The 14,249-nt window shown below is 60.5% G+C and carries 11 protein-coding genes; 5 read left to right on the top strand and 6 right to left on the bottom strand.

What is annotated here, in order from left to right:
* The first annotated feature begins 219 nt into the window (after nucleotides 1-219).
* The gene (locus tag EDC35_RS11935; protein ID WP_132977472.1) at nucleotides 220-1,089 is read left to right on the top strand and encodes an SGNH/GDSL hydrolase family protein; all 870 of its coding nucleotides are present in this window, start codon (nucleotides 220-222) and stop codon (nucleotides 1,087-1,089) included.
* A 304-nt stretch (nucleotides 1,090-1,393) separates the two neighbouring features.
* On the opposite strand, the gene EDC35_RS11925 is transcribed toward EDC35_RS11935, so the two are convergent.
* Nucleotides 1,394-1,720 carry a nuclear transport factor 2 family protein gene (locus EDC35_RS11925; protein WP_132977471.1) on the bottom strand — a complete coding sequence of 109 codons (327 nt, stop codon included), beginning with the start codon at nucleotides 1,718-1,720 and terminating at the stop codon, nucleotides 1,394-1,396.
* Between the two features lie 96 nt (nucleotides 1,721-1,816).
* Between EDC35_RS11925 and EDC35_RS11920 the strand changes: the two genes are divergently transcribed.
* Complete coding sequence (locus tag EDC35_RS11920) at nucleotides 1,817-2,158, top strand: winged helix-turn-helix transcriptional regulator (RefSeq protein ID WP_132977470.1); 342 nt, start codon at nucleotides 1,817-1,819, stop codon at nucleotides 2,156-2,158.
* Between the two features lie 88 nt (nucleotides 2,159-2,246).
* On the opposite strand, the gene EDC35_RS18570 is transcribed toward EDC35_RS11920, so the two are convergent.
* The 5 genes from EDC35_RS18570 to EDC35_RS11900 all read right to left on the bottom strand — a co-directional run bounded on the left by EDC35_RS18570 (nucleotide 2,247) and on the right by EDC35_RS11900 (nucleotide 8,465).
* Nucleotides 2,247-2,408: a hypothetical protein gene (locus EDC35_RS18570; RefSeq protein ID WP_165903419.1), complete on the bottom strand. Its 162-nt coding sequence runs from the start codon at nucleotides 2,406-2,408 to the stop codon at nucleotides 2,247-2,249.
* Nucleotides 2,409-2,423: 15 nt separating this feature from the next.
* The gene (locus EDC35_RS11915) at nucleotides 2,424-2,870 is read right to left on the bottom strand and encodes a type II toxin-antitoxin system VapC family toxin (protein WP_132977469.1); all 447 of its coding nucleotides are present in this window, start codon (nucleotides 2,868-2,870) and stop codon (nucleotides 2,424-2,426) included.
* Complete coding sequence (locus EDC35_RS11910; RefSeq protein ID WP_132977468.1) at nucleotides 2,870-3,103, bottom strand: hypothetical protein; 234 nt, start codon at nucleotides 3,101-3,103, stop codon at nucleotides 2,870-2,872. Before EDC35_RS11910 ends, EDC35_RS11915 begins: the two co-directional genes overlap by 1 nt.
* 237 nt (nucleotides 3,104-3,340) lie before the next feature.
* Complete coding sequence (locus tag EDC35_RS11905) at nucleotides 3,341-7,120, bottom strand: efflux RND transporter permease subunit (RefSeq protein ID WP_243651630.1); 3,780 nt, start codon at nucleotides 7,118-7,120, stop codon at nucleotides 3,341-3,343.
* A gap of 181 nt (nucleotides 7,121-7,301) precedes the next feature.
* Complete coding sequence (locus tag EDC35_RS11900) at nucleotides 7,302-8,465, bottom strand: efflux RND transporter periplasmic adaptor subunit (protein ID WP_132977466.1); 1,164 nt, start codon at nucleotides 8,463-8,465, stop codon at nucleotides 7,302-7,304.
* 284 nt (nucleotides 8,466-8,749) lie between these two features.
* On the opposite strand from EDC35_RS11900, the gene EDC35_RS11895 reads away from it, so the two are divergent.
* The 3 genes from EDC35_RS11895 to EDC35_RS11885 all read left to right on the top strand — a co-directional run bounded on the left by EDC35_RS11895 (nucleotide 8,750) and on the right by EDC35_RS11885 (nucleotide 14,243).
* Nucleotides 8,750-10,267: a dynamin family protein gene (locus tag EDC35_RS11895; protein WP_132977465.1), complete on the top strand. Its 1,518-nt coding sequence runs from the start codon at nucleotides 8,750-8,752 to the stop codon at nucleotides 10,265-10,267.
* A 20-nt stretch (nucleotides 10,268-10,287) separates the two neighbouring features.
* Nucleotides 10,288-11,346: a quinolinate synthase NadA gene (nadA, locus tag EDC35_RS11890; RefSeq protein WP_424565293.1), complete on the top strand. Its 1,059-nt coding sequence runs from the start codon at nucleotides 10,288-10,290 to the stop codon at nucleotides 11,344-11,346.
* A gap of 215 nt (nucleotides 11,347-11,561) precedes the next feature.
* Nucleotides 11,562-14,243 (top strand): calcium-translocating P-type ATPase, PMCA-type, encoded by a 2,682-nt coding sequence (locus EDC35_RS11885; protein ID WP_132977463.1) that lies wholly within the window; start codon nucleotides 11,562-11,564, stop codon nucleotides 14,241-14,243.
* Nucleotides 14,244-14,249 lie beyond the last annotated feature (6 nt).

Raw genomic sequence — 14,249 nt, 5'->3', positions numbered from 1 at the left:
GGTTGGGACGGCTTCCCCGGCTCACGCTTCTATAAACTCCGTTGATCAAAACTCCGTGTCAATCCTTGGGAACAGAACATACAAGGTTGGGGTGAGTTTACGAACCCCAACAACTCTCAGGTTTGATGTTGGGATTGGCTCTCGCCCATCCCGACCTGCGGTTCCAATGCGACCCAAATACACGATTAACTCTCACAATATCATAAGGAGACTTGAGCAATGAGCAATTATGCATACATGGATGAATTGAGTGACGAAGAAGTCGCAGAATTCAAAGAAGAGGGCATCGAACAGCAGGAGGCGTTTGGTGATCGATCATTAACAAAGTCAAGCGCTGATTTCGAAATGGCGCAGATCGTAGCAGAGGGTGATTCTTGGTTCGATTATTTGCCAGGCACCGACTTAATTGATTGTCTACGAAGAAATCATGGATACTCCATTAAGAACTATGGTGACGCCGGCGACACATTGGAAAACATGGTATACGGCACGAAGTTCAAAAAAGATTCATTTCGACCGACAGAGCCAAAAATTCATACGGTATTACGAAAAATCGAGCAGCTTAAGCCAAAGGTGTTTTTGTTCTCGGCTGGAGGAAATGATATAGCCGGGGATGAGTTTGGTTCTTTCTTGAATCACGCCGAAACAGGTCTGACACCACTGCGGAATGAATACGTTGATTACATGATCAACAGCGTTTTCAAAAAGTGTTGCGAGGATTTGATTTCGAAGGTAGCCAAAGCTTCGCCGGACACTCACATAATTATGCATGGCTATGGCCATACGGCACCAACCGGTAAAGCAGTATCACTGATCGGTTTCAAATTCGCAGGCCCTTGGCTTCGCCCCGCACTCACCGCAAAAAGGATTCTCGAAACAGATGTTCAAACGGAGATTGTCGAGAAAATGATCGACTCGTATAACGAAATGCTGAAATCACTCGACGAGAAACATCCGCTTTTCCATCATGTTGACCTAAGACCGATGATTGATGCAAATAATGATTGGGCTAATGAACTGCACCTGAAAAACAGTGCTTACGCAAAAGCCGCCGATAGAATCAGCGATAAGATTCTTGAAGTTTGCTAACAATGCAACTCAACTCGAACGCTTCGCTATGACTCAGTGCCGGTTATTTGCGGCGTTAGGCATAGAGCGCGGTAGAGGTAGATTGGGATGAATTTACGAACCCCAACAATTCTCAGGTGTGATGTTGGGATTCGCTCTTGCTCATCCCAACGATCTTTGCTGCGCGAAGCGTTCCGCCAAGGCGGCTGAAACGTCGGTCTCCACCCGGCCCGGCGAGACCCGCACCACGCAAATACCCTTCGGAGTGACTTCTTTCGATAGGCTCTTGCTGTAGCTCGGCATTCGGTGAGTTACAGGTTGAAGCTCATGGAATGATCTCAAGCGAGGCGATCTTGTTGAGCTTGAGGCCGAAGACATATCGCAGGTCAATTGGACTGCCGGGGAAATTCCCGGTCAACCGGCTGGTGACGATAATCTTGCCATCTTTTTCCTCGGCGGAAAAAGGCTCGCTCGTGTAGCTGTACTTCTTCGAGGAATCCGCCTTCCATTGCTTGATGGCGGACAAGCCGTTGTAGGTGTGGCCTTCATCCTTTACGACGGCGTTGTCAGTGAAGCACCGGGCAACGGCCTCACTGTCACCACGGTCTGCGGCGAAATATGCAACGATGGGATCGGGTAGATTGAGAGGCATGCTGTTTGCTCCATTCCAATTGATGAATTCACAGGATGCAGTCAATCTCAAAAATTGACAAGAACGCACTGAAAAGTAAGGTACTTACCAAAAAGTATGGAAAAGATATGGACACCTGCCTCGGCGGCAGATGGCGTCGAGCAGGCGCTAAAGATTCTCGAAGGACGATGGAAGCTTGTGATTCTGTTCCATCTGTTCGGAGGCAAGCTGCTGCGGTTCTCCGATCTCGAACGCGCAATTCCGGCCATTTCGCAAAAGATGCTGATCCAGCAATTGCGTCAGATGGAGAAAGATGGCGTCGTTCGACGTATCGTCCATCATCAGGTTCCACCGAAGGTGGAATATGGATTGACCGATTGGGGCCAGGCACTTTGTCCGGCTCTCGACGCGCTGTTGAATTGGGCGGTTCTGCGCGAAAACAGTGTCCATACCGACTGACGCGACCTTACCTAAAGTGCATCAGCGTTCTCGGGTCGTGCCCTCATTCGCAGGATGGCGATCTGAGCCAGTGTAAGTTGGGGTGAGTTTACGAACCCCAACAATTCCCTGGCGTGATGTTGGGATTCGCTCCTGCCTTGTTCGCCACGTCGCGCCATTCGTCGCGCAGCGGAATCCACAGCCAATCGCCTTGCCGGTGCAGGGTGCCGGCCATGACGGGCCGGTCCTTGGGCTTCTTGGTTTTGGTCATGATGTGCGTTCTGTGTCAGGCGTCCCGGTGCGCGTGGGCGGTCTGTGCGAGATCGTTCAGCAGGATGATGTGGCCGATGGGTTGCGCCTTGGCGAAATAGCGCCGATCAGCGGTGACGAGCACGGTGCCGGTCATATGCAGGGCCACTGCGTGGTAGAGGGTATCGAACAGGTGGTGATTCAGGCGGATGGCCAGATCGAGGGCTGTCTGATGAATCGCCGCATCCTCAATGATACGAAAATCGATTTCGAGCAGATCGCCCAAGTCCGCTTGGGCCTCGTCCGGTTTCTTTCGAGCCAGTACCGCCGCAACCTCGGCAATGAAATGTGGCGGCTGATGGAAGTCAGCCAACCCATCCCGATTGGCGCGCAGCAGGGCGACAGCGGCATCGACATCCGCTTCGTCCGGCGCCGACTGGAAGAACCATTTGATGGCGACGCTGGCATCCACCACGCAGCGCATCAGGGGCGGTCGTCCTCGCGGATGGAGCGGAATTCATGCTCGCTCAAGCTGGGTGCGTGCTGACGGCGCTCCAGAATCCGATCAATCGCTGCGACATGCCGTTGGCGATGCTGGGCGCGCTCGACCGCTTCGCGCATCAGTTCGGCGATGATGGCGCTTTTGTTCTGGTCCTTGAAGGTCTCGTTGAAAGACTGCTTGACCGCTTCCGGAACGCTGAAATTGACGGTGGCCATGGACGTTATGACGCGCGGCAGTGTTGATGATTTCAACAAAAGTCTAAGCGGAGCCGAAACCTCTGTAAAGTTGAAGAGATCCGCATTCCATTGCGCAAGTGTCGTTTCGATTCGGAGCCGAGCGATGGGCAGAGGTTGCAAACAAGGCACGGCGCGGTCGCAAGTGGCGTTGTTGCCGCCGCGCATTGAGGACCATGTGAAGGCGGACAACCCGGTTCAGGCGATCAGGGCAACGCCTTAACCCTGCGCATCCGGATCGGTCTCTCCCTCAACCTTCAGGCGAATGCCGCGCCGTGCGGGTTTTTTCCGGGGCGCTGACTCGGGATCGGCGACGGATGCCGGATCGGTCTTCGCCTTTTTCCTCGCCGTTTTTTTCACACCGGACGATGGTTCCGGCGCAGCCACAGGCGGCTCGGGTGCGGTTGAGGTATCGACTGGCGTGGGTGCGTCAGTCTGCCCGCCCGCTGGCGGAGGACTCGACGACCGGAGTGCGGACCTGACCGGTTTCGGTGTGGGTGGTTTTTTCGGCGTCACGCGGCTCTTCACCACCTCGAACAGCAGCAGAAAAATGCCGCGAATGGCGTAGAGAAAGAGGATGAAGAATTCACTCAACATGCCGGGCACACGACCGAGCCAACCCTGGCGTGCGGGTTTGGCGGTCTTTGCCGGCGCGACATCATCCAACTGACAGGGCTGATCAATCCCAGGCGGCATGCCGGCCAGCGCGACCGCGCACATGTCCCGGCTGGCGGCGACACAGCCGAGCGGGATCACGACCAGGGTGAGCACGGTCGAGACCAGCACGCCCGAGAGCAGCGAGATCGCCATGCCCTGAAAGATGGGATCGGTGATGATGACGCTGGAACCCGCCACCAGGGCCAAGGCGGTGATGAGGATGGGGCGCGTGCGGATCTTGCAGGCGCGGATCATGGCCTCGTCCACCGGCACGCCCTTGCGGATCTCGTGGATGGCGAAATCGACCAGCAGGATGGAGTTGCGCACGATGATGCCGGCGAGCGCAATCCAGCCGATCATGGAGGTCGCGGTGAATTCGCCACCCATCCCCAGTGCGAACAGGATCGAGTGGGCCGGGATGATGCCGAGCAGGGTCAGCGGGATCGGCGCCATGATGACGAGCGGGATACGGAAATTCCCGAACTCCCAGACCACCAGAATATAGATGAGCACCAGCGCCACGCCGAAGGCCGCGCCCATGTCGCGGAAAGTTTCGTAGGTGACGGTCCATTCGCCGCCCCACTCCCAGGCCAGACGGCTGCTATCCGGCGGCGGGCCAAGCCAGTGGAAGGCGTCACCGAAGCCGCCGCCCGCTGCGGGCTGAGTACCATCCGGCGCGGTGTAGTTCTGTTCAGCCATCAAATCCTGGACCTGGAACATGGCGTAGACCGGCGCGGCCAGACGACCGCCCACGTCGGCCATGACGAACTCGACCGCGCGCAGATCCTTGTGATAGATGACGTCCTCTTCCGGGGTGCGCTGGAATTCGCCCAGCTCGCTCAGGGGCACGGTGAAGCCTTCCCCGGACTGAATCGGCAGATCGCCCAGACGCTGGATTTGCGAACGCTCGGCGAGCGGCACCTGGAGCACGATCTGAACCGGCTCGTGACCGCTCTGACGCTTGATGTCGCCCATCGGCGCCCCGCCGAGCGCCATCGCCAGATTGCGGTTGATGGTATCGACCGAGATCCCGCGCCGCACAGCCTTCTCGGTATCGACATTGAAGCGCCAATAATCGAATGGCTCGCGCAGATAGTTATCCACATCGCGCGCGCTCTCGGCCTGCTCGAAGAAGCCGGTGACATCGCGCGCGAACTCCCGCCGCAGCTCGGGTGTGGGGCCATAGATCTCGGCCACCACCGATTGCAGCACCGGCGGCCCCGGCGGCATCTCGACCACCGCGATCCGCCCACCTGCCTCCTGCGCCATCGGGGTCAGCCGCTCGCGCGCGGCGATGGCGATCTGATGGCTGGAGCGGTCACGTTCGTGCTTGTCGGTGAGCTGCACCTGCAATTCGCCCTGCCAGGGATCGGCACGCAGATAGTAATGACGGACCATGCCATTGAAATCGAAGGGACGGGCGGTGCCGGCATAGACCTGAATCGCCGTCACCTCGGGCAGCGAACGCAACTGCTCGGCCATGCGCTGGGCCAGATTGGCCGTGACCGGCAGCGCCGTGCCCTCGGGCAGATCGATCACGACCGAGAATTCGGGCTTGTTGTCGAGCGGCATCATCTTGACCGCCACCCAGTGGAAATAGAAGAAGGAGCAGGCGAAGAGAAAGCTCCCCCACAGCGCCAGCTTGAACAGCCGACGCTTGCCCCGGCTTTCGATCAGGGGCGTCAGGATGCGGCGGAAGAAGCCCTCCATGCGTTCCGCGCTTTTGTGCTCGCGCCTGCCCGCCGATTCCAGATAACGCATGGATGGACGCAGCCATCTGGACATCGCCAGATAAGGCGTGAAGACGAAGGCGGCGAACAGCGAGATGAACATGGCGACCGAGCCGAGCACCGGAATGGGGGCCATGTACGGCCCCATCATGCCGCTGACGAAGCCCATCGGCAGCAGCGCCGCGATGACGGTGAAGGTGGCGAGGATGGTCGGATTGCCGACCTCGCGCACCGCATCGACGGCGGTGTCCTCGTCGGTGCTCCCCTCTTCGAGCCAGCGCCGGTAGATGTTCTCGATGACGACGATGGCGTCATCGACCAGGATGCCGATGGAGAAGATGAGGGCGAAGAGACTGACGCGGTCGATGGTGAACTGGCCGATCCAGGCCACGAAGACCGTCATGAAGAGCACGACCGGGATGACCAGCAGCACCACGATGGAGGGCCGCAGGGCGCGGAAGGCGATCAGCACCAGCAGGACGACAAAGAAGGTCGCCTTGATCAGCTTGCCGATCAGCTCCGAGACCTTCTGATCGGCTGACTGGCCGTAATTGCGGGTGATGCTGACCTCGACATTGCTGGGGATGCGCGACCCCTTGAGCGACTCCAGTTGCGCAATGATGGCGTCGGCGACGGTCACGCCATTGCTCAGTTCTTTCTTGGCAATGGCGATGGTGACGGCCGGACGCCCATCGGCCCGCGACTGGATCTCAGACGCCGGTCCCGTGTAATAGGCGACCAGTTGGGACGCCTCTTCGGGGCCGAGACGGACATCGGCCACCTCATGCAGATAGACCGGAACCCCGTTGTAGGCGCCGACCACCAGCCGGCTGATGTCCTCGACGCCGGTCAGAAAGGCGCCGGTCATGACCGAAAAATGGGTGCCGCTCGACTCGATCCCGCCCGCAACCGTTTCGGCGTTGGCGCTTTGAATGGTCTGCGCCACCTGATCGAGACTGATGCGATAACCGGACAGACGCTCGGGCGAGACATCAATCGAGATCTGCTCCCGACGACCGCCGACGATAAAGGCGTTGCCCGTATTTTTGACCTGCTTGATTGACTGGAGCACGTCCTGCGCCAGCAGACGCAACTGACCGTCATCGACATCGGGTGCGCCATCCTCATCCAGATCCTTCGACCAGAGGGTCAGCGTGACGATGGGCACATCGTCGATGCCCTTGCTCCTGACCAGCGGCGGCAGCACGCCGGGCGGAATTTTGTCCATGTTGGAGGCGATCCGGTCGTTCACCTTGACCAGTGAGGCGCCCATTTTTTCGCCGACATCGAACTCGACGGTGACCAGCCCCTGACCGCGCTGCGATGCGGAATAGACATGCTTGACACCGGGGATCTCGCTCATGATGCGTTCGAGCGGCTGAATCGCCAGATTGGCGACCTGCTGCGCCGAGGCGCCCGGATACTGCACCATGATGTCGATCATGGGCACCGAGATCTGCGGATCCTCCTGACGCGGGGTCAGGATCAGACCGAGCAGCCCCATCATCAGCATGGCGGCATAGATGAGTGGCGACAGCGGCGAGCGGATGAAAAAGCGGGCGGTGCGCCCGGCGATGCCGAGATGCACATCTTCTCTACCCGGCGAAGACATCGAATCCGCTGGCGCGGAGGCGCTGCCCGGAGGACTGGAATGGTGATCTTGAGTCATGCCGCTGAGGTGATTTCCGGGAAATACGACGCTTAGATTAGAATTTTTATTCAGACAGGATTAACAGGATTAAAAACAATGATTTGAAAATCCTGTCCATCCTGGAAAATCCTGTTAATCCTGTCTATTTGAGGCGTGCGCCTGTCGCCCAACCGGCTGCTACGCCGGAAGAGGGATTGGCCAGCACGCGCTCGCCGGCCTTGAGACCACTCAGGACGGTGAGCAGGCCGCCGCTGCGTTCCTCGCCGACCCGGATCAGCCGCAACTGCGGCTCGCCGCTGTCACTGAGGACATAGACGCCGGGCAGACTGCCGTTGTAACGCACGGCGCTGGCCGGAATGACGGGGTTGGCGCGTGCCGGTGCGCTGAGATCGGGAACCAGTACCCTGGCGTACATGCCCGGCTCGGAGACGCCCTGAGGCAGGTCGAATTTGATCTTGACGGTGTGGCGCTGCGGATCGGCTATGGGGAAGATCTGCGCCACCCGGACCGGCACCTGACGTCTGGCCGGATCGAGTTCGGCCTGCACCATCTGACCCTCGCGCAGGCCGGCGCGCAGTCTGGCCGGCACATCCACCTCGACCTGGAGATATTCCACGTCCGCATAATTCAGCAACGACTGACCGGGCTGAACCGTATCGCCGACCTCGACGAATTTTTTGATCATGACCCCGGCGAAGGGCGCAATGCTGCGCGCATCGCGGATCCGGGTGTCCAGCGCCTGCAACTCGGCCTGCAAACGCATCATGGCGCTCTCGGCCTCGCGGATCTGCGCCCCGGAGGCAAAGAGATCGGCTGAACGCTCGGCGGTGCGGTCGCGCTCACCGACGAAGCTCTCCACGGGCCGGGTAAACATCTGGTCGAAGAGGTTCGGCATCCCCATCCCGCCCGGCGCCGCGCGCGACTGCGGCGAATAGATCTCGCGGGTGTACTGGACCCCGGCATTGCGCAACTGCGCATCGGCGCTCGCCATCTGCGCCAGCAGGGCGCGCCGGTTGGCCAGCAGCTCCTCGTCGCCGATGGCGAGCAGCAGGCTGCCTTCCGCGAAACGATCCCCCTCGCGACCGGCGATGAAGGTCACGCGACCGGGAAGCTGGGCGGCCAGGGTCACTTCTTTATAAGGGACGACTGTCCCACCCAGCGACAGCATTGGCGCGCCCTCCGCCTGCTGAACGACAATGGATTCGACCGCCCCGGTGTGCGCCAGACCCTGGGCCGTCACGGCGCGCACGCCCGTCACCGAACTGACGGTCAGGGCGATCAGGTACGCAGCAAAAGCCTTTTTCATCTTTGAGTCCCAATCGGATCGCAAACCAAAAACGCTGTAAAAACGAGCGTGATCAAAACCGGGCCTGAGTATGCATTCAGCAGTGCTCGACATTCAAGCCGGCTCATGCCCGCCTGCGCTGGTGGCGCCGATGAAGAATCGCGCACGAAGCCGGCGACTACCGTTCCCCGCGAGGTTGGGTGTAACATCTGCACCCACCCCCAGCGCGGTCTTTGACATCCGCCACTGGCATTTCGTCACCATGCCCGCGCGGACTCTTCAAGAAGCGACCGAGGAACCCCTCCATGACGTCATCGTCCGACGCCGTCCAGCAACGCCTGCAGGAACTGGAATCCCACCTGGAACAGGAAAATCCGGTTCTGCTCAAGGCGGTGCAGAGTTTCCGCACGCTTGATCGCGTCGCCTATCGCATGGGCGTTATGGAAACCAATCAGTCCTTCGCCACCCAGATTCCCTGGTGGCCGCTGATCTCCATTCTGGGCACCTTTTCCGCCGGCAAATCGACCTTCATCAATCACTATGTCGGGCAAAAATTGCAGCGCACCGGCAATCAGGCCGTCGATGACCGTTTCAGCGTCATCGTCTACAGCCCAGAACCGGTCAGCCACACCCTGCCCGGCGTCTCCCTCGATTCGGACCCACGCTTTCCTTTTTACCGCATGTCGCATGACATTGAGCAGGTGGCGTCAGGCGAGGGCAAACGCATTGATGCCTATCTCCAGCTCAAGACCTGTCACAGTGACCGTCTGCGCGGCAAGATCCTCATCGACTCCCCCGGCTTCGATGCCGACGCCCAGCGCACGGCGGTGCTGCGCGTCACCACGCAGATGATCGATCTGTCAGACCTGGTGCTGGTGTTCTTCGATGCCCGCCATCCCGAGCCGGGCGCGATGCGCGACACACTCAAGCATCTGGTCAGCGAAACCATCACCCGCGCCGATTCGGGCAAGTTCCTCTATATCCTCAATCAGATCGATTCGACCGCCGGCGAGGACAACCCCGAAGACGTGGTGGCGGCCTGGCTGCGCGCCATCGGCGAGGCGGGACTGACCGCCGGGCGCTTTTACACCATCTACAGCCCCGACGCGCCCACCCATATTCCGGACGAACATCGCCGCCAGCGTTTCGAGAAGAAGCGCGACGAGGATCTCGGCGAGATCTACCGGCGCATGGAACAGGTCGAAATCGAACGCGCCTATCGCATCATCGCCGCACTGCGCAAGAGCGCAACCGATTTCAGTCAGGTCGCGGTGCCCATTCTGCAGGCCGCCGTGCGCCGCTGGCGTCGCCGCACCCTGCTGACCGAAACCGGTCTGCTGGTCGCCCTGATTGCGGGTTTCATGACCTGGAGTCTCAACGCCGGCCACTGGCAGGGCCTGTCCTATCAGGCTCAGTGGTTTGAGTTGATCAAGACCATCCCCTGGGGTCTGGAGGGCTTCGAGGGTCTCCTGGCGGTCATGCTGATCGCGGCCCACTTCGGCATCCGCCGACTGGCGGCCCTGAGCGTCATGCCCTGGCTGCGCGAGCAGATTGCACAGCAGAAGCCGCCGGGCAACCTGATCGCCGCCTTCCAGCGCAGCACCCGCTTCTGGCGCAGCGTGCTGCCTGGTCGTCCGGCGGGCTGGAACGCCCGGGCCCGCAGCCAGATCGATGAGGTCCTGCAGGGCGGCGAAAGCTACATTCAGACCCTGAACGAACGCTTCACCAACCCCAGGGGTCTGCGCGACAACTGGCAGCAGCCCGCCGTCTCGAACTTCGCCGCACCGCAGGCGACGACCGAACCGGCACCGGCCTCCGCGTAAAGGTCAGTCGGATGACATTCATGACCCCGGACAGCCTGCCGTCGCGTCCAGTCAAGGTGCCGCCGCATCCGCAGTGGCCGGCCTTGAGCGACGCCGGGAAAGCCGCGCTCAAGGCGCGCATCCGCGATCTGCTCACAGCGCAGAAGGCGGTGCTGGTCGCGCACTACTACACCGATGAAGACCTCCAGTCGCTGGCCGAGGAGACCGGCGGCAAGGTCGCCGACTCGCTGGAGATGGCGCGCTTCGGCACCGAGACCGACGCCGAGACCCTGGTGGTCTGCGGCGTGCGCTTCATGGGCGAGACGGCCAAGATCCTCAACCCCGAGAAGCGCGTCCTGATGCCGGATCTCGCCGCCACCTGTTCACTGGACGAGGGCTGTCCGGCGGACGCGTTCAGCGCCTTCTGCGATGCCCATCCGGATCACAGCGTCGTCGTCTACGCCAACACCAGCGCCGAGGTCAAGGCGCGCGCCGACTGGGTCGTCACCTCCAGCATCGCGCTGCCGGTCGTCGAGCATCTGGCAGCTCAGGGCCGGAAAATCCTCTGGGCGCCGGACAAACATCTGGGTCATTACATCGAACGCATGACCGGCGCCGAGATGCTCCTGTGGAACGGCGCCTGCGTGGTGCATGAGGAATTCAAGTCGTTTGCCCTGGAACGGGTGCGCCGGCTGCATCCGAATGCCGCCGTGCTGGTCCACCCCGAGTCACCCGATGAAGTGGTCGATCAGGCCGACGTGGTCGGCTCCACCAGTCAGTTGATCCGTGCCGTCACCGAACTGCCGAATCCCGAATTCATCGTCGCCACCGATGCCGGCATCTTCTGGAAAATGCGCCAGCTCGCCCCGCACAAGATCCTGATCCCCGCGCCCACGGCTGGCGAGGGTGCCACCTGCGAAAGCTGCGCCCATTGCCCCTGGATGGCGATGAATGCCCTGCAAAACCTGGAGACAGTGCTGAAAACCGGCGACCAGGAAATCCAAATTGATCCGGCGATCCGCGAGCGCGCACTGATACCGATTCGACGCATGCTCGACTTTGCCCGCGAACAGGGCGTCAGCAAAGTTCGCGGCGCCTGAACCTCTGCACTGCCCGCCACGCTGGTGCTCGTCCCAGTGCAGCACCTTACAAAGTTCCGAGGCCATTCGTTGTCGTTGTCGTAATCGAAGATTCGCAAGCCGAAGACGATTACGACAACGACAATGATCGGAGACGGTCGCGGACGCAATTTAAGAGATTTGCGGAAAATCCGGTTAACCCCTTCTTTCAACCCTGTTGCCATGAGTCACACGCCATGAAATTCGCCTATCCAGGATTGACCGACCGGGACGCCGAACTGTCCCGTGCCCAACACGGGTCCAACGCGGTCGCCAGCCAGGAGACCGAAACCTTCTGGGATAAGCTGCTCGGCAATCTCAAGGATCCCATTATCGTGATCCTGATCGTTGCACTGCTGATCACAGTAGCCTTGACCGTCTTCGGCTATGCCGAATGGTACGAAGGCGCGGGGATCGCCTTTGCGGTCGTGATCGCCGCCTTCGTCGCCACCTGGTCCGAACACAGCAACGAACAATCCTTCCAGAAGCTGCTGGAAGAGGCATCCATGATTCAGGTCAAGGTGTTCCGCAACGGCCATCTGACCGAAATCTCCATCACCGAACTGGTGGTCGGCGATTATGTGCTGCTGCAACCGGGCGATACCGTGCCGACCGACGGCCTGCTGATCGCCGGTCATGCCGAGGTCGATGAGGCGGCGCTGACCGGCGAGTCCGAACCGGTCAAAAAGACCGCGCAGCCGGCCGATCTGACGGATACCGACACGCCGGACGCGCATCGTCTCTCGCGTGCCGGACTGCTGGTCGATGGTGAGTGCGTGATGCGCGCCACCGCTGTGGGCGACCAGACCCGCTACGGCCAGACCATGAAGGAACTGCTGTCAGCCGAAGACCGGCTCTCGCCGCTTCAACACAAACTCACCGTGCTGGGCGGTCATATCGCGACCTTCGGCTATATCGGTGCAGCCTTCATCTTTGCCGCCTTCATGTTCAATAACATGTTTCTGCAGGCTGGCGGCCTGGATGCCTATTGGGCGCAGGACAGCGGCCTCATCCTCAAGGACTTCGTGACAGCGGGGATCCTGGCGATCATTGTGGTGGTCATGGCGGTCCCCGAGGGTCTGCCGATGATGATCGCCATGGTCCTGGCCATCAACATGAAGAAACTGTTGAGCGAAAAGGTGCTGGTGCGCAAGCTGCTCGGCATCGAGACCGCCGGCAGTCTCAATCTGCTCTTCACCGACAAGACCGGCACCCTGACGCAGGGCAAGCTGTCGGTCAGCGCCTTCCTGACCGGCACCGGCGAACGCTGCGAGCGACTCGACGCCATCCCGCAAAGGCTGCGCGACCTCGCCGGCTTCGCGTTACGCAACAACACCAGCGCGGTGATCGACGCCAGCAATCCCAATGACATCAAACTGGTTGGCGCCGACCGCACCGAACAGGCGCTGCTGCGCTTCGTCACGCCCTATCTGAGCCAGAGTGGGGCGGAGATGATCGACCACATCCCCTTCAACAGCACCCGCAAATTCTCGGCCACCCAGGTGACGGGCGAGCGGGCGCTGACCCTGGTCAAGGGCGCACCCGAGGTGATTCTGGGGCATTGCACCCACTGGTTCGACGGCGACGGCAAGGCCCATGACCTGAGCAATTCGTCCGCGCTCCAGGCAGCGATGAGCGAGCTGTCCACCCGCGCCATGCGTCTGCTGGCCGTGGCGGTGAGCGAGACGCCTATCGACCCCGAAACCAAGGCTCTGCCCGAGTCGCTGACCCTGGTCGGCGTCTTCGGCATGCGCGATGAGCTGCGCACCACTTCTTATCACTCGGTCAAGACCGCCAAGGACGCCGGCATCCATGTCGTCATGATCACCGGTGACGCCAAGGAAACCGCGCAGGCGATCGGCAAGGATGTGGGGCTGCTGGAGGACGACGCGCAGGCTATCGTCATGACCTCGACCGAACTGGCGGCGCTGTCCGACGACGAGGTCAAAAAGATCCTGCCGCATCTCTACGTCGTGGCGCGCGCCTTCCCCACCGACAAGAGCCGTCTGGTCAAACTCGCCAAGGAATTGGGTCTGGTGGTCGGCATGACCGGCGATGGGGTCAACGACGCCCCGGCGGTGAAGAACGCCGATGTCGGCTTCGCCATGGGCAGCGGCACCGAGATGACCAAGGAGTCGGGCGACATCGTCATCCTCGACGACAACTTTTCCTCGCTGACCAAGGCCGTGCTTTATGGACGGACTCTGTTCAAGTCGATCCGCAAGTTCCTGATCTTCCAGTTGACGGTGAGTCTGTCGGCGATTTTAGTGGTCTTTTTCGGACAGTTCTTCGGTTTCGATCTGCCGCTGACCATGACCCAGCTCCTGTGGCTGAACATCATCATGGACACCCTGGCCGGTCTGGCGCTGGCCGGCGAGGCCGCACTTGCACGCTATATGCGCGAACCGCCGCTGCGTCGCGATGCACCGCTGATCAGTCCGGACATGTGGTCTGCGGTGCTGGTCAACGGCGGCTTCATCGCGGCGTTGAGCATCCTCTTTCTGACCAGCGAGATCACCCATACCTGGTTCTCGGGCGAGCACACGCCCGGCACCCCGGAGGCCGAAGCCAAATTCCTGACCGCCTTCTTTGCCTTCTTCGTGTTCGCGCAGATTTTCAATACCTTCAACGCCCGCACCCAGGGGCTGAACCTGTTCGAGCATCTGCTCGATAACCGACTGTTCATGATCGTCATTCCGGGGATCATGGTGCTCCAGGTGTTTTTCACCACCTTTGGCGGTGAGATCCTGCGTACCGTCGGGCTCTCGCTGCACGAATGGGGTCTGGTACTGCTGCTCGCGGTGCTCATCATCCCAGTCGATCTGTTGCGCAAGATCGTGCGCAACTCGATGTTCGGCAACCCGGTGCAGGCGGTTTAAAGGACA

Origin of the sequence: Thiobaca trueperi, from assembly GCF_004342175.1 — a bacterium.
Taxonomy (GTDB): Bacteria; Pseudomonadota; Gammaproteobacteria; order Chromatiales; family Chromatiaceae; genus Thiobaca; species Thiobaca trueperi.
The sequence above is the reverse complement of the archived record's forward strand: the minus strand, read 5'-3'. Positions and strand labels throughout refer to the sequence as shown.